Raw genomic sequence first — 15,610 nt, 5'->3', positions numbered from 1 at the left:
TGCCGGTGTCGTGTCACCGTGCAATGGCGACGACAATACCAGGGCCGGCCAACGCGCTGCCGTTGACGGTCTCGCCTCCGGACGTTTCGCTCGTGAAGATCGGCTGACCGCGTATTGCGGGAACGGCGTGTGTCTCCTGCAAAAGATTGACGCGCAATTCCAGGCAAGCCTCCCCGAACCGCCAGTCGACGGCGATGATGCCGTCCTTGGTTTCGTATGCACCGCAATCCGGTACGGCGGTGCCGGCGATCAGCGGTACGATGTGCCGCTGCCTTATACCGGCGAGGTCGCGCATATAGGCAAGATGCCGCTCGCCAGCAGGGCTTGTCGCGCGATCCCAACGTAGCTTCGAACCGGCAAAGACATCCGGGTCGAGCGGATCGGGCAGATCATCCATCGTCTTGCCCTCTGGGAGGCCGCCGAAATTTTCGGCTTCGTCCCGGCGTCCCAGCCGGATAGCAGCGGCGATTTCCCCCTGGTAGTCGGAGAAAAAATAGAAGGGCTGCGTCTCGCCGTATTCCTCACCCATGAACAGGAGAGGGATTTGCGGCGTCAGCATGTGCATGGCCGCCAACACGCGCAGGCTGTCCTCCTGGAGGAGCGAAGCGAGACGCTCGCCGAAGGCGCGGTTGCCGATCTGGTCGTGGTTCTGCAGGAAATTCACGCGGCCTTGCGGCGGCACGCGGGCTCGGCTCCCCTCAGGAGAGAAATTGTCTTCCTTTGCCGGCACGGCGAAGCCTTCGGCCAGCGCGCTGCGGATCTTGCCCCAAGGCTCGTCCGCGAAGAGGCGGTAATGGCCCTTGGTTTCGCCGGTCGCCACGACGTGGAGGGCATTGTGAAGATCGTCGTTCCATGCCGCATCGAAGAGCATGCGCGCGCCGCTCGCGTCGCGCTGCAGAAGGCTTCTGCGGCGGTGCGCGTCTTCCAGCACCAGGTGGATTTGCCGCTCGGCGAACGCTTCCCGGACCTCGTGCTCCAGCGCGACGAGAAAATGCGGCTTGGTCGTATCGCGGATCTGTTCGGTCGCATCGAGACGCAATCCGTCGAAACGGAAATCCCCGAGCCAGTAGAGCGCGTTCTCGATGAAATAGCGCCGGACCGCTTCCTCCTCGAAGGCGATCGACGCGCCCCACGGTGTCGGGCGGTCCTTGTTGAAGAAGCGGCTTGCATAGCGGGAAAGGTAATTCCCCTCCGGCCCGAAGTGGTTGTAGACGACATCGAGCAGGACCGTGAGACCGAGCGAATGGGCCGCATCCACGAGCGCCTTCAGGTCATCCGGCTTGCCGTAGGCATTGTGCGGAGCATAGTGCAGCACGCCGTCGTAGCCCCAGCCCCGCACACCGGGGAATTGCGGGACGGGCATGATCTCGATCGCGGTGATTCCGGCCCCTGCCAGATGCGGCAAGCGCTCGATTGCAGCTCGGAAGGTGCCCTCCGGCGTGAAGCAGCCGACATGCAACTCGGAAATGACCGCCTCCTCCCAGGGCCTGCCGCGCCAGGAGGAAGCCTGCCATTCATAGGCGGCGTGATCGACGACGATCGACGTACCCGACGCTTCCCGCTCCTGTGCCGAGGAGGCGGGATCGGCCACCTCGGTGCCGTCGGCAAGGCGGAAGCAATAGCGCTCTCCCGCCTTCGCCTCGAGCGTGATTTCGAACCAGCCGCCGGCGAGCGACTGCATCTTATGCGCGGCCCCGCCGAGAACCAGATCGACGCCCCGCTCGTCGGGAGCCCACAAACGAAACCGGCATGTGTCGCCGTCGATGAAATTCGCGCCCCAGCTGTTTCTGAAATGTGCACGCGTCGAACTTGCCGGCATCGATATGTCCCTCGAGATGAAAGGCGAGGAACTGGCCGAGGGCGGGGAAAGTTCCCCCGGCACCCGTTCGTGGAGAGGAACAAATGCCTGCCCGTTGCGTTGCATCAAAGCTGCCGGGCAAGGCGGTAGAGGGCGCGATTGAATGAACCTGACTTTTTCCGAACTCGATTTCATGAAACCTGAACTCGGTGCAGAATACACCGGCCAGGGGACGCATTTTGCGGTCTTCTCGGCCCATGCGGAGAAGATCGAGCTCTGCCTGTTTTCCGAGGATGGGCGCGAGGAAACGGCGCGCATGCCGCTGCCGAAGCGCGAGGGCGATATCTGGTCCGGTTACATCGAGGGTATCGGTCCCGGCACCCTCTATGGCTACCGCGCCCACGGACCTTACGACCCGCACAATGGTCACCGCTTCAATCCGAACAAGCTGCTGCTCGATCCCTACGCGAAGCTGGTCGCGGGTGAGCTCATCTGGGACGATGCCCTCTTCGGTTATACGATCGGCAGCCCTGAGGGCGATCTTTCTTTTGACGAGCGCGACAGCGCCCCCTTCATGGTGAAGGGCGTCGTTCAGGACCCGACTTTCGACTGGGCGGGCGAAGAAGCGATCCGCCGCCCCTGGACCGAAACGATCATCTACGAGTCGCATGTCCGCGGCATGACCATGACGCATCCCTGCGTGCCGGACGACCTGCGTGGCACGTTTCTCGGCATGGCGAGCGATCCGATCATCGAGCACCTGACGAAGCTCGGCGTTTCGGCGATCGAATTGATGCCGGTGCAATATTTCCTCGACGACCGCTACCTGGTGGAGCGGAACCTCAGAAACTATTGGGGATATCAGACGCTCGGGTTCTTTGCTCCCCACGAGCGCTATCTCAAGGGCGACCGCTTTACCGAATTCAAGACGATGGTGAAGCGGTTTCATTCCGTCGGCATCGAGGTTCTGATGGATGTCGTCTACAACCATACGGCCGAGGGCTCGGAACGCGGCCCGACCTTGAGCTTCCGCGGGCTCGACAATTTCAGCTACTATCGCCAGTCGCCGGACAAGCCGCGCCACACCTACGACACGACGGGCACCGGCAACACGCTCAACGTTGCCCATCCCCTGGTGCTGCGGATGGTCCTCGACAGCCTGCGCTACTGGGTGGGCGTGATGCATATCGACGGCTTCCGCTTCGATCTCGCAAGCACGCTCGGCCGCGAATACATGGAGTTCGATCGCGAAGGCGGCTTCTTCGACGCGATCCGGCAGGATCCGATTCTGGCAGGTGTGAAGCTGATCGCCGAACCCTGGGACGTCGGCGAGGGCGGCTATCAGCTCGGCGGCTTCCCGCCGCCGTTCCGCGAATGGAACGACCGGTTCCGCGACGATGTCCGGCGCTTCTGGAAGGGAGACGGCGGCATGGTTCCGGTGCTTGCCGAGCGCATTCTCGGCTCACCGGTGCAGTTCAGGCATTCGGACCGTGCCGCGACCTCGTCGATCAACCTGGTGAGCGCCCATGACGGCTTCACCCTGATGGACACGGTCTCCTACGGCGAAAAGCACAACGAGGCGAACGGAGAGGAGAACCGGGACGGTCACTCCGACAATCATTCCGACAACATGGGCGCAGAAGGCCCAACCGACAACGGGGAGATCATCGAGGCGCGCAAACGACGGCGGGCGGCCATGCTCGCCACCCTGATGATCAGCCAGGGCGTGCCGATGGTGCTCGGCGGCGACGAGCTGGGAAACAGCCAGCAGGGCAACAACAACGCCTATTGTCAGGATAACGAGATCGGCTGGCTCGATTGGAGCGGAGCGGACGATGGCTTCGTGGATTTCTGCCGCAAGCTCCTCGCCTTCCGCAAGGACCATCCTGTCCTGCGGCAGGAACGATTCCTCGACGGAGAGCCCGACGAGAATGGACGGGTCGAAATCGCCTGGTACAAGGCGGATGGCAGCCCGATGGACGAGGACGCGTGGCACGACGCTGAGCTCCGCCTGATCTGCGCCTATATCTGCCGCGTCGGGCAGGGCGAAGCTCCGCCGGCCGGCGAGATCGTCCTAGTGCTCAATGCCGGCGGTGATTGCGAGATAGCCCTTCCCCACGGAAATGGAAGCAGGCGCTGGCTACGCGTGCTCGACACGGCAGCCGACGAACCGTTCGGCATGCGCGCCAGCGCGGTTCGCGACACTATCCCGGCGCAGAGCGTCGTCGCCTTCGTGCCGCAGGAGGGAGGCAATGGCTAGAGCAACGTCGGTCGACGTGCTCGAATGTCCGCCTTGCGTGATTGCGGATGGTCCGCGGCACTTGGCGGCGGCCGGTCTCGTGCCCGAGGAAACCGGACTCGTCTATGTCAGCGACAGCGAACCGGGCATCCGGCGGCAAAGGCGCGGCAAGGGGTTTGTCTACCGAATGCCGGACGGCTCGATCGTTACCGATCCGTCGATCAAAAGCCGCATAGCGGCGCTGGGCCTGCCGCCTGCCTATGACAACGTCTGGATCTGCCTCGAAGAACGGGGGCATCTGCAGGCCACGGGCTACGATGCGCGCGGACGAAAACAGTACCGCTATCACAGCGAGTGGCAGGCTCTCAGGAGCGCCGACAAATTCGCGCAACTGGTGGAATTCGGCAAGGCATTGCCCAAGATACGCCGCACCATACGCCGCCACATGCAGGGCGACGTGGAAAACATGCAAACCGTGCTCGCTGCGCTGGTGGCCCTGCTGGACGAAGCCCATCTGCGCACCGGCAACCAGGCTTATGTGCAGGCCAATGGGAGCTATGGTGCCACGACGCTGCTGAAGCGGCATCTCAGGCTGGGCGATGGCTTCATAGAGCTGAAATTCATCGGCAAGGGCGGCAAGCGCGTCCAGCGCCTGCTCCGCCGCCCCAAATTGCAGCAGTTGCTCGAAGAGATCGCGGATCTGCCGGGCAGACAGCTTTTCGTTTGGAAGGATGAAAACGACGTCCTGCGGCCGGTCGATTCCGGGCGGCTCAACCGGTACCTTTCAGATGTGGCCGGAACAGCGGTTTCTGCAAAGACATTCCGGACCTGGGGCGGCACTCTCGCGGCTTTCACGGCCGCCCGGACTTCGATCGAACAGGGCGAGTGGCCGACGATCAAACAGATGAGCGAAGCGGCTGCGTCCGTTCTTCACAACACCCCCGCCATCAGCCGGAGCAGCTACATTCATCCCGATGTGCTCGCTCTCGCCGACAAGTCGGCCTCGATCTCGGCACGGCAGCTTCAGGCGCGCGGGCGCTTGGACAGCGTACTGCGTGTGGAGGAACAGCGCTTGCTGAGCTTTCTTCAGCGCTCGGCGCGCTCCAGGGCGCGGCAGGCAAAATCGGTCGCAGAAGAGCGGCGAGCTTCCAGCTAAGGCCTGTTGAGATTCATCTCGAGTTTTGACGGCTGCTTCAAGATGATTGCTTTTGTCGACGCGTAGGGCGGTGCGGACAAGGTAGCCGGGCGCAATTTCTCCTCGCTCTCATCTCTGTGCTTGTCACAGAGATGAGGGCAGCGCCGCGTCTGCGGCGCGGGAAGCGTTGTTTCAGCCCAAGGACTTGGTCTGGCTGGATCCCTGTGACGAGCACAGGGATGAGGAAATCAAACAAGCCGCCGCGGTATCTCGATAGTCCTTAGCTAAGAGCGGGATGAGGAAAAGTGTGTGCGGTTTTCCGCGCGCCTTCCGCTGATCTAGGCAAAGACGCCGCGCAAGCTTACGCGGCGCTCCTCGGCTCGCACGCACGCAATCGCCTCAACTAAGATCGGTGAGGTTCGGGTTCTGCTGGACAGTGCCGGTATCCGCCGTCTCTATGCGCAGATTGTTTTGTACATTCGTGACCCCGGATACGTTTTCGGCACAGTCCTCGGCGCGGCGTTTCGCCCATTTCGAGCTCACCGACCCGTTGAGCTGTACTTCGCCGTTCGTCACGCTCACTTCGATGTTGGAGGCGTCGAGAGCGCCGTCGTCGCTCAGGCGGTCGCTGACATCTTCCTGGATGCGGCCGTCGGTGCGCCTGTAGCCTTTCGGACCCTTGCCCCGGTGCCGGTCCATCTCCCGTCTGCGCTCGGCATCTTCGTCACCGAACCAGGAAGCGACCTCGTCGCTGGCGCGGTCGAGAAAATCGCGGTCGCGGCGATAATCGCGTGTTTCGCCGTAACCTCCATAACCGCGGTAACGGCCCTCGCCGCGATAGCCATAACCGGGCCCGTGATAATCCCTGAAATAACGCTCGCGGTCCCTGCGATCGTAGTCGTCGTCGCTCCAGCGTTCGCGTTCGCTTTCGCCGCCGCGGTAGCTCCCGGTCGGCCACGACATCGAGCTCTCGTAGTCGGCGCCACGCGGCTCGACATCCTCATCGAAGCGGCTGCGCGCCCGACCGCGGCGCTCGGATCCATAGTTGTAAGGGTCGCGGTGGCGCTCGTTCTCCCAGTCGCGGCGGGCCCAATCGCGACGGCCGTAGGGATCGTATCTGCCATAGTCCGGATGTCTGGGCATGGGCTCTCTCCTGGCTTTTGCTCTTGCTGATGTTGGGTCAAACCCGCGATCGACCCAAAGGGTTCCGCGCTTCGCCCCGTTCCCTGCGCCGGCGGCGGAACAATCACGCACGGTCGGGATTGTCCCGAAAGAGGGGTGTCGCCCCCGCATGCTCAAGGGAGACGAAAATGCCGAACCCGCGTCAGCCGGTGCCAGTACCCGAGCCGCCGCCGCCGCCGGACTTGCCGCCATGGTATCCGGAACCGCCGATCGAAGAGCCTGATCCAGACCGCCTTCCGGATGAAATTCCGGTCCCTAATCCGGACGAAAATCCGGAGCCGCCAAAGCACATATGAAGGTCCCGCGCGGATCTAGCCGGGGGCGGAACAAATGGACGGTCGCGCCGTTTGAAACTCGCCATCAACGAAGTCCAGCGGCGAGGTAAGGGACATGGACGAGCTAAGGGATATGGACAACGAACGGGAAGAGCTCATCAGGCGCAGAGCCTATGCGATCTGGGAGCAGGAGGGACGGCCGGACGGGCAGCATCAGCGCCACTGGGAGCAGGCGGCCAGAGAAATGCAGGGACCGGAAATGCAGGGACCGGAAATGCCAGGACAGGAAACGCAGAGAGACGGCTCCGCGCCGGAGAGCGAGGTCCAGGCCAACGGCAGCAGGCGGCGCGAAAAGCAGACCGCGGCGGGGGCTGGGGCACCCGCTTCGCCCGAAGGAAATCCGGCGGCTCGCCCGGACGGTGGGCGCTGAGCGGCCGTCACGGCGGCTTGAGCATTTCCGGGCCGCCGATGAAACGTGCCGATGAAACGTGAAGGAGAAAACAAATGCGTGTATCGGAGATCATGACAAGAGACGTTCATCTTGCAAGCCCCAACGACACCATAACGGCTGTTGCGCGGCAGATGGCGGAAAACGATATCGGCTTCATGCCGGTCGGAGACGACGACCGCCTGATCGGCATGATAACGGACAGAGACATCGTCGTGCGCGGCGTTGCCGATGGTATGGACCCTCAGGCACGGGTGGCCGACATCATGACCACGGACGTGAAATATTGCTTCGACGACGATGAGGTGGACGATGTCGCGCGCAACATGGGCGACATCCAGGTTCGACGGCTGCCCGTCGTGAACCATCACAAGCAGCTGGTCGGGATAGTCTCGCTCGCCGACGCGGCCCGTGAACAACCGCAAATGGCCGGCACCGGCCTGAAGGGCGTGACCGAGCCCGGTGGATCCCACAACCAGTCCAATCGAAGCGGCTGAACGATATGCCGTTTCGGCACGGGTGGGGGCGCGATGGCGCCCCCTTTCTCATTTCGCACAAGGGAGGCCAACTATGGCGGGGAAACAGGAAAGCATGCCGGTCCGGACTGGTCTCGCTCCCGGCGGTGGTGCGGAGCCCGACGATCACGTCGCCGATGCCGGCGATGCAGGAGGCGGTGCGCCATATCTCGGCGAGGCGGACCGGGCGCGCCCCGACCCGCCACAGCCGCAGCCGCGCAATTTCAGTGCAGGCGACGGAAAGGTCGCGACGACGCATGCGCCTGCGGAAGCGGGCATCGAAGGGAACGACGCCACTGGCGGCGAATACTGGAATCGCGTGCTCGGCGACAATACGAGCACCGGCACGCTGCGTTTCCTTGCCGCTGTGGGATTGTTCGTTCTGATTGCCGCGGCGCTGTTCTGGCTCGTCGGCTGAAGAGCTCAGATCGTTTCACTCAATGGTGAAACGACCTAAGTCTTTGACATTGCGCAATTCCGGCAGAAGACCGTCACGCGATCTTCTCGGAACTGCTCAAGGTGTCGAACCGTGCTTATTGCTGCTGCGGCTGCTGCGGCGTCGAAGTCTGGAGCTTTTCCTGAACCTTCTGGGCAAGCGCCGGATCACTCTGCGCAGCCTTCAAGATCGTCGTATATTCCTCCACCGACATGTTCGGCGCGGTCTCTACCGCCTTGACCATTTCCTGACTGGCTTCGTTCTGCAGCTTTGCCTTCGCAGCCTCGTCGGTGGTAGCCCCGATTTTCGTGGAGTACTCCTGCCTTACCTTGTCGACCTGAAGATATGCCACTGCGAAGGCCTCGATCTTCTGGTCGCTGATCGGGGCGCTCGTGCCGCTGGCGTCGGGTTGGGTCTGTGTCGGCTGCGCCTGTTGCGCCTGCGCGATTTCGAGCGCCGAAGCCGGGCTGAGAAGCATTAAGCTGGAGGCTGCAACGGTCAGCGATGCAACGAGTGTATAGCGAGTAATCATGTTCTGTCCTCCATGACGTGCATGACTTGATCGGCAGCAATACCGCCTTGCTCATTCGCTCCGCCGTCGAAACGACGCAAGCGACTCGGGGAGCATGTACGCCTCGGAAGTGCTCGGTGCGGCGACGAGGGGGCAATTTGCTGACCATTAGGCGGCAGCTTTGTGGCTGCCGCGGGGGGCCATGCAGAACAAGATGCAGGGCTTGGAACACGACATACGCTACGGCTATACATCGGTTGAAACGTGGCGCAAACGGTGTCCCATACGACCGGGTACGATCTGCGCCGTTATAAAGGGTCATGCGACATGAAGCACGAAATCATTGAAATCCCCGTGATTTCCGAAGCAATCCGAAGACTGGGCGCGCCGACCTCCGCGTTGACCCGCGTTGGCGGTTTTCTCTATACGTGCGGAATGCCGCCGATCGACCTGAAGACAGGCGAGATCGTCAGGGGGGACATGACCACCCAGGCGCGCGCCTGCATGGACGCGCTTTCGTTCACGCTCCGCCATGCCGGCTCCTCGCTCGACAACGTCTTCAAATCGCTCGTCTTTATCACCGATAACGATTTGGCGGCGGAGATGAATGCGGTTTATCGCGCGTATTTTCCTGGCGGCTTTCCGGCCCGCAGTTGCGTGGCGATCAAGCCCTGGACGCATTTCGATGTCGAGATCGAATGTATCGCGACCGTTGGATGATGCGGTCGTTTCTCACAGGAAATCGCAGCCGCTCCCATAAGCGGACTCAATGTTTGCCATTGAGTCAGGCTATTTGCGTTGCGGGCATCATGCCCGCCTAATATGCCTAGAATAAACGCAACAAATGAGGGCGCTATGAAACTGGGCATTTCGAAAATTTCACGCGGTCTTGCCGCCACCGTGATCGCTGGCATTGTCGGCCTTTCCGCTCATTCTGCTGCCATGGCCGAAACGACGATCCGTCTCGGCCATGTGCTTGCCGACACCCATAGCTGGCACAAGGCCTCGACGGACTTCGCCAAGGAGGTCTCGGAGAAGACGGAAGGCCGCGTCAAGATCGAGATCTTCCCCTCCGGCCAACTCGGCACGGAGAAGGAAGTCATCGAGGGCATGCAGATAGGCACCATCCAGGGCGGCCTGATCGGCAGCGGCTCCTTCCAGTTCGTCGAGCCGAAGTTCGGGATCATCGAGATGCCCTATGCCTGGACCAGTCGCGAGCAGGCCTTCGCCGCGCTCGACGGCAAGCTCGGCACGGCGCTTGCCGATCTGCTTCGGCCGAAAGGCATCGAGGTTCTCGCCTGGTGGGAAAACGGCTTCCGCAACATCACCAACAACAAGCACCCGATCGTCAAGCCGGCCGATCTCGCCGGCATCAAGATCCGCGTAACGCCGGACAAGGTTCGGCTTGCGACGTTCGAACGTCTCGGCGCGCAGCCGGCGCCGCTGGCCTTCGGCGAGCTATACTCGGCCCTGCAGCAGGGCGTGTTCGACGCGCAGGAAAATCCGCTCTCGATCATCGATGCCTCGTCGTTCTACGAAGTACAGAAATACGTTTCGATGACCGGCCACATCTGGGGGGCCGCATGCCTGACCGTGTCGAGCATGACCTGGGCGCAGGTTTCCCCCGAGGACCAGGCCATCGTGAAGGAAGCGGCCGTCAAGTGGGGCAACGCGCAGCGCCAGATGGTTGCCGATAACGAGGTCGCGCTGATCGAGAAGCTGAAATCGAAAGGCATGCAGTTCAACGAGGTGGACAAGGCTGCTTTCGTCGACGCCCTGAAGCCGATCTGGGAAAGCGAGAAGGACGTCTTCGGTCCCGAGCTGCTTGAAGTCATGGACAGCTACCGCAAGTAATGCGGTCGTCCTGCCCGCCGGTTGCGGGCAGGACGTTTCCCATCGCCGGATCATGTCCGTCCGTCCACACCAGCGAGGCTTCCATGCAACACGCATCGATACCGCGTCCGCGGATTTCCAATGCCATAGACAACGTAGCCCGCGCGGTGGGCGGCCTGGCCATCGCCACCTTCACCGCCATCATCGTCTACGTCGTCATTTGCCGTTATGCCCTTTCCTTCACACCACGCTGGTCGGAGGAAATCCCGCGTCTTCTATTGGTTTGGGTGACGTTCATCGGCGCGGTTTCCGCCTTTGTCCGCAACACGCATCTTTGCGCCGGCCTGACGGACCTGCTTGTTGCGCCCGGCCGGTTCCGTTCCCTCCTGGCCGTGCTCGCGCGTCTGGCATCCCTGCTGTTCCTGGTCGTCGTCATCTGGTCCGGATGGAAGATAACGGTGCTGACATGGTCGCATGAAACCACGGTCCTAAGCTGGCCCGCGGGGCTCGTCTATCTCGCGCTGCCGGTCACGGGTGCCATCGCCTTCGTTGCCCTCGTTGCCGCGGAACTGCGCAAATGAGCCTTGCCCTTCTCGTCCTCTTTGCCGTCTTCATTCTCTTGCTCCTGATCGATGCGCCGATCGCGATCGCGCTTGCGCTTTCCTCGGTCGCTTATCTGCTGGTCGGCGATGTATTGCCGCTGATGGTGGTCGCGCAGCGCATGGTGGCGGGGATCGACAGCTTCACGCTGCTGGCAATCCCGCTTTTCCTGCTCGCCGGCCTGCTCATGGTGCATGGGGGGCTCGCCCCGAGGATCGTCAATCTTTGCGCGGCAGTCGTGGGCCAGCGGACGGGTGGTCTCGCTATCGTGATGATTGCCGCCTGCATGATGTTCGGCTCGCTCTCGGGATCGGGTGTCGCGGACGTGGTGGCGATCGGTTCCATGCTGCTGCCGGCCATGAAGGAGCGCGGCTACCATCCGGGTTTCTCCGCCGCTGGTCTCGGCTGCGCCGGTTCGCTTGGCACGGTCATTCCTCCGTCCATAGTCCTGATCGTCTACGGAACGGCGACCGGAACGTCGATCGGGCAGCTTTTCATCCACTCCATCGGTCCAGGCATCCTGCTCGGTTTCGGGCTGATGGTAGTCGCGTGGTGGATTTCCCGCAAGAACGGTTGGAAGGGCGGAGAACCGTTCAGCTGGACTCGGCTGGGCACCGCGCTGCGCGAATCCGTGCTTGCCCTGCTCGCGCCGGTCATCATCGTCGGCGGCATCCGCTTCGGCATCTTCACGCCGACGGAGGCGGCGGGCATCGGCGTCGCCTATGCGCTGCTCGTCGGGGCCCTCATCTATCGCCAGCTGACGCTCGCCAAGGTCTTCAGCCTCCTGCGCGACACGACGGAAATGACCGGTTCCATCCTCATCGTCATCGCGGCCGCCTCCGTCTTCGGCTGGATCCTGACGGTCGAGCAGGTTCCGCAGCTCGTCGTCAATGCCATCACCGGCGCGACCGAGAGCGCCACAGTCGCGCTCATGCTGATGATGGTCGCGGTCCTGGTCCTCGGCACGTTCATGGAATCGATCGCCATCATTCTCATCCTGGCGCCCGTTTTCCTGCCGGTGCTGCGGGTCTTCGAGATCGACCCGGTCTATTTCGGCGTGCTGCTGACCATCAACCTGGCGATCGGCGCCAATACACCGCCACTCGGCATCGACCTGATGGCCGCGTGCCGCACCGGTGGCATACCGATGTCGGCGTCCTTCCGCTATCTGCTGCCGTTCATCGGCGTCATGGCGCTCATCATGTTCCTCCTCGTTCTCTTTCCGGGGCTGATGACACTGATGTCGCTCGGAATGTGAGCCGCTTCGTCCGCAATTGCATTTGAAAGGTGAACCATGTCGTTCGCATCGAACACCCGTGCCAACATCGATCGCTTCTGGTCGACCATCGAGACTTCCGCCGAAATCGGCCAGGGGCGGCCGGGCGGCCTCGCCCGCCTAACGCTGACGGACGATGATCGCAGAATGCGCGACCTCTTCGTCAACTGGTGTCGCGATGCGGGCCTGTGCGTCGAGATCGATGAACTCGGCAACATCTTCGGCCGGCGCGAAGGAAGCGATCCGTCGCTGCCGCCGGTGCTGATCGGCAGCCATCTTGACACCCAGATCAACGGTGGTCGCTTCGATGGGATCGCCGGCGTTCTCTCCGGACTCGAGGTGATCCGTACGCTGAACGACGTCGGTCATGTCACCCGCCGCCCGATCGTCGTCGTCAACTGGACGAATGAAGAGGGAGCGCGTTTCTCGCCGCCCATGGTCGCATCCGGCTGCTTCGTCGGGGCCTATGACGGGGACTGGGTCAAAGAGCTCGTCTCCGACGACGGAGCGCGTTTCGGCGCCGAGCTCGAGCGCATCGGTTACAACGGAAACAAGCCCTGTCGTGCCGGTGAGATCGATGCCTATTACGAATTGCATATCGAGCAGGGGCCGATCCTCGACCTCGAGAATCGCGATGTCGGAGTGGTGACGAGCGGATATCCGAGCTACGGGATGCGGGTGCGCTTTTCGGGCAAGACGGCACATACCGGCCCGACGCCGATGGACCTGCGCCGCAATGCGCTGGTCGCGGGCGCACGCTGGCTGACTGCCGTGGACGACATCGGCTGGGATTTTGCCGTCGGCGACGGCAAGGCGACCGGCGCCCGGCTGGCGGCGTGGCCGAACAAACCGGGCATCCTCTCCGACACGGCCCAAGCGATCTGCGACGTTCGCCATCCCGATGCGGCGACCGCGCGCGTCATGGGTGAAAAGATGCGCCGTGCCGTCTTCGAAAGCGCCGCCCGCGCCGGCTGCGACGCGGTCATAGAGGACGAGTGGTTTTGGGGCGGGGACATCTTCGATCACGCGATGGTGGACGGAATCCGGGCGGAAGCGGTCCGGATGGGCTATGACTGGCGCGACATCCAGTCCCAGGCCGGGCACGATGCCTATTTCCTCGCCCGACATTGCCCGACGGCAATGATCTTCACGCCCTGCAAGGGCGGCATCACGCACAACAACGAGGAGGACTGCGACCGCGACGATCTTGCGCCGGGCCTCAATGTCCTGTTGCATGCCGTCGTGGCGCGCGCCGACCGCTGATTGATCGGAGCACTTCCAGGAAAAGTGTATAACGGTTTTTCGTCGGGACGCGCGCTCAGTGCATTTCCGGGTAGAGCGAGCGCAGCTCCTGCACCAGGTCGATGAAATGTTGCTCGGCGCGGGAATAGTCGCCTTCCGGGTGCGTCACCAAAAACACGTCCGCGCCGAGCGGATAACCCTTGATTTCGAGCGGCCAGAGAAGTCCGCTCGCGACTTCGTCGTGAACCGCCGTCAACGGGAGAATTCCGATCCCGAGACCGGCGACGATCATGCGTCTTACTTCCTCGAGATTGGGGCTTTGCCCGCTGATCCGTTCGCCGAGACCGAGGCTTTGGCTGAGGACCGCCATGGGCTCGAGGCCCATGCCTTCGGTGGCGCAGGTAAAGGAAACAAATGACTCCTGCCGCAGTTCCCTCTTCTCCACCTCCTTACGGCCGAAGAGGGGATGCTCAGCGCCGCAATAGACGCTGAATTCCTCGCGAAACAGCAACTGACAATTCAGGCTGAAGACGGGGCGCGACAGGAGACATAATCCTATTCCGCATTTCTCCGTCTGGATCCGCTTGACCGTATCCTGGCTGTTCTGGACCTCCATCACCCAGGTTACGGAGGGAAAGCGCTGATGGTAGAGACGCAGCGCTTCGTTTATGAGCGGGGACTCGAGGTTCGAGATGATCTGGATGCGCACCTCGCCGAACTCTTCGGCGGTCCTTTCCTGCGTGAGCTGGCCGATACGCTCGACGGCTCGGAAGATCTCTCCGCATTCCTCGTAGATTTTCTGCCCCCGGGCCGTCAGCTCGAACTTCCGGCTGCCGCGAAGGACGAGCTGACAGGCCAACTGCTCCTCCAGTCGTTGCAGCGCCTGGCTGACCGATGGCTGACTCATGTTGAGCCGGGCCGCTGCCCGCGTGAGGCTTCGCTCTTCGGCGATCATGAAAAACGACCGCAGGAGATTGAGATTGAGATCTGTCGACATCGTACGGGCCTATCCATTGCGACTCCACTCACGTGGAGTCGGCACGAGCTGCTGAACCACGATGGCAGCGCAGCCTCCGGGAGAGATAGAGCGGGATGAGGAAAAATGTGCGCGGTTTTCCGCCCGCATCCCGCGTCTCAACTTCTTGGAATCGATCACGTTCATGCTTTCAGGTCGGCTCGGCCGAAAAGCATGAACGTGATCCAGAGCACCGACACGTCGAAGCTCAAGAGTGCTTTAATGGCCCACGCAGCCCGTTCAGTAGGCCGGCATCAGGCCACCGGTTTGCTTGCGCGGATCGCAAAGCGGTGCTGGCTTCTTCGTGCGAGGCCCTTGAACAGATTCCAATTCTTCGCCTGCATCCGATGTATCTCTCCGAGATCGGTATCGACTGTTATATCGGCGAAGCCGGCGGCCCGCAGCAGGCCGACTACGGCCTCGGCGCGCGCCCCTTGCGAGAAGTGGACGCGGGCAAGAATGCTTCGATGCGTTTCCAGCATCTCCCGGGGCTGGGACGGCGCGTCGGGTCTGAGGAGCCCGACACGCTGCCCCCAGACGTTGAGCGACGAAAAGAACCGTTCGAGCCGGGTCGCATTGACGAAATCGCCATCGACGATCAGCACCCTGCCGCCAGGTTTCAGCACGCGAAGCCACTCCCTGAAGGCCGCGGCCGGATCGACGAGCGTCCATACCAGATGCCGGTTGACGACCACGTCATAATGGTCGTCCGGCTCCATGGTATTTTCCGCATCGCCCATGCGGAAGGAAATATCGCGTCCGCGGCTCTTCGCCTTTTGCCGTGCGCGTTCGAGCATCGGTTCGGACCAGTCCATGCCAGCCACCCGGAAGCCGAGATCGTCGAGAAGGTGCGAGACCACCCCGGTCCCGCTTGCAAGGTCGAGTGCCGAGCGGCCGGCTCCTTCGCCGAGATGGCGCAGGATGAGCCGATGCCAGGCGGCGCGTTCCTCCTCGGAAAAAACCTCGTGGCCGGGAGAGAGATCGAAAGTGGCCGCACGTTCCGACCAATAGGCTTTGATTTCGTCGCGAAGATCATAGTTGGGCCGCGTTGCCACGTCGCTCATTTTCGGTCCCGGTCTCGTCTGTTTGGAAGCGTTCTAAAAGA

General features: G+C 62.4%; 15 protein-coding genes. 10 read left to right on the top strand and 5 right to left on the bottom strand.

Translation table 11 applies throughout. The annotated features are described in order from the left end of the window. Window positions 1–13 precede the first annotated feature (13 nt). On the bottom strand, window positions 14–1,819 hold the full coding sequence (treZ, locus tag M1D43_RS23295) for a malto-oligosyltrehalose trehalohydrolase (RefSeq protein ID WP_014527846.1): 1,806 nt from the start codon (window positions 1,817–1,819) through the stop codon (window positions 14–16). 142 nt (window positions 1,820–1,961) lie between these two features. Here treZ and glgX point away from each other — a divergent pair, with 142 nt between their 5' ends. Next, a complete protein-coding gene (gene glgX, locus M1D43_RS23290; RefSeq protein WP_498814276.1) occupies window positions 1,962–4,058 on the top strand; it encodes a glycogen debranching protein GlgX in 2,097 nt (698 codons plus the stop codon). Then, window positions 4,051–5,193, top strand: a complete 1,143-nt coding sequence (locus tag M1D43_RS23285; RefSeq protein WP_122103566.1) for a DNA topoisomerase IB — start codon at window positions 4,051–4,053, stop codon at window positions 5,191–5,193. The genes glgX and M1D43_RS23285 overlap by 8 nt, the downstream gene beginning before the upstream one ends. 378 nt (window positions 5,194–5,571) lie before the next feature. Here the strand turns inward: M1D43_RS23285 and M1D43_RS23280 are convergent, their stop codons facing one another. Beyond that, window positions 5,572–6,315, bottom strand: coding sequence for a BON domain-containing protein (locus tag M1D43_RS23280; RefSeq protein WP_014527849.1), 744 nt, complete (start codon window positions 6,313–6,315; stop codon window positions 5,572–5,574). 429 nt (window positions 6,316–6,744) lie between these two features. Here M1D43_RS23280 and M1D43_RS23275 point away from each other — a divergent pair, with 429 nt between their 5' ends. The 3 genes from M1D43_RS23275 (at window position 6,745) to M1D43_RS23265 (ending at window position 8,010) form a co-directional block, all read left to right on the top strand. Further along, on the top strand, window positions 6,745–7,059 hold the full coding sequence (locus tag M1D43_RS23275; RefSeq protein WP_014527850.1) for a DUF2934 domain-containing protein: 315 nt from the start codon (window positions 6,745–6,747) through the stop codon (window positions 7,057–7,059). A gap of 74 nt (window positions 7,060–7,133) precedes the next feature. Further along, window positions 7,134–7,574 (top strand): CBS domain-containing protein, encoded by a 441-nt coding sequence (locus tag M1D43_RS23270; RefSeq protein WP_122103565.1) that lies wholly within the window; start codon window positions 7,134–7,136, stop codon window positions 7,572–7,574. A gap of 73 nt (window positions 7,575–7,647) precedes the next feature. Beyond that, on the top strand, window positions 7,648–8,010 hold the full coding sequence (locus tag M1D43_RS23265; RefSeq protein ID WP_014527851.1) for a hypothetical protein: 363 nt from the start codon (window positions 7,648–7,650) through the stop codon (window positions 8,008–8,010). 115 nt (window positions 8,011–8,125) lie between these two features. Here M1D43_RS23265 and M1D43_RS23260 read toward each other — a convergent pair whose 3' ends face one another. Beyond that, the gene (locus M1D43_RS23260; protein WP_003526223.1) at window positions 8,126–8,560 is read right to left on the bottom strand and encodes a DUF4168 domain-containing protein; all 435 of its coding nucleotides are present in this window, start codon (window positions 8,558–8,560) and stop codon (window positions 8,126–8,128) included. A gap of 306 nt (window positions 8,561–8,866) precedes the next feature. Here M1D43_RS23260 and M1D43_RS23255 point away from each other — a divergent pair, with 306 nt between their 5' ends. From M1D43_RS23255 to M1D43_RS23235, 5 genes are all read left to right on the top strand, one after another. Continuing rightward, complete coding sequence (locus tag M1D43_RS23255; RefSeq protein ID WP_014527852.1) at window positions 8,867–9,259, top strand: RidA family protein; 393 nt, start codon at window positions 8,867–8,869, stop codon at window positions 9,257–9,259. Window positions 9,260–9,394: 135 nt separating this feature from the next. Further along, entirely contained in the window at window positions 9,395–10,393 is a 999-nt protein-coding gene (locus M1D43_RS23250) for a TRAP transporter substrate-binding protein (protein WP_010976088.1), read from the top strand. 83 nt (window positions 10,394–10,476) lie between these two features. Continuing rightward, entirely contained in the window at window positions 10,477–10,953 is a 477-nt protein-coding gene (locus M1D43_RS23245) for a TRAP transporter small permease (RefSeq protein WP_027990149.1), read from the top strand. Next, entirely contained in the window at window positions 10,950–12,230 is a 1,281-nt protein-coding gene (locus M1D43_RS23240; protein ID WP_010976086.1) for a TRAP transporter large permease, read from the top strand. The genes M1D43_RS23245 and M1D43_RS23240 overlap by 4 nt, the downstream gene beginning before the upstream one ends. A gap of 36 nt (window positions 12,231–12,266) precedes the next feature. Continuing rightward, window positions 12,267–13,511 carry a Zn-dependent hydrolase gene (locus M1D43_RS23235; RefSeq protein WP_014527854.1) on the top strand — a complete coding sequence of 415 codons (1,245 nt, stop codon included), beginning with the start codon at window positions 12,267–12,269 and terminating at the stop codon, window positions 13,509–13,511. 55 nt (window positions 13,512–13,566) lie between these two features. On the opposite strand, the gene M1D43_RS23230 is transcribed toward M1D43_RS23235, so the two are convergent. Both M1D43_RS23230 and M1D43_RS23225 read right to left on the bottom strand, forming a co-directional pair. After that, complete coding sequence (locus M1D43_RS23230) at window positions 13,567–14,487, bottom strand: LysR family transcriptional regulator (RefSeq protein ID WP_010976084.1); 921 nt, start codon at window positions 14,485–14,487, stop codon at window positions 13,567–13,569. Between the two features lie 272 nt (window positions 14,488–14,759). After that, a complete protein-coding gene (locus tag M1D43_RS23225; protein WP_014527855.1) occupies window positions 14,760–15,569 on the bottom strand; it encodes a class I SAM-dependent methyltransferase in 810 nt (269 codons plus the stop codon). Window positions 15,570–15,610: the final 41 nt, after the last annotated feature.

It is taken from the genome of Ensifer sp. R1-3 (genome assembly GCF_056739175.1).
This window is presented reverse-complemented; position numbering and strand designations above follow the sequence as displayed.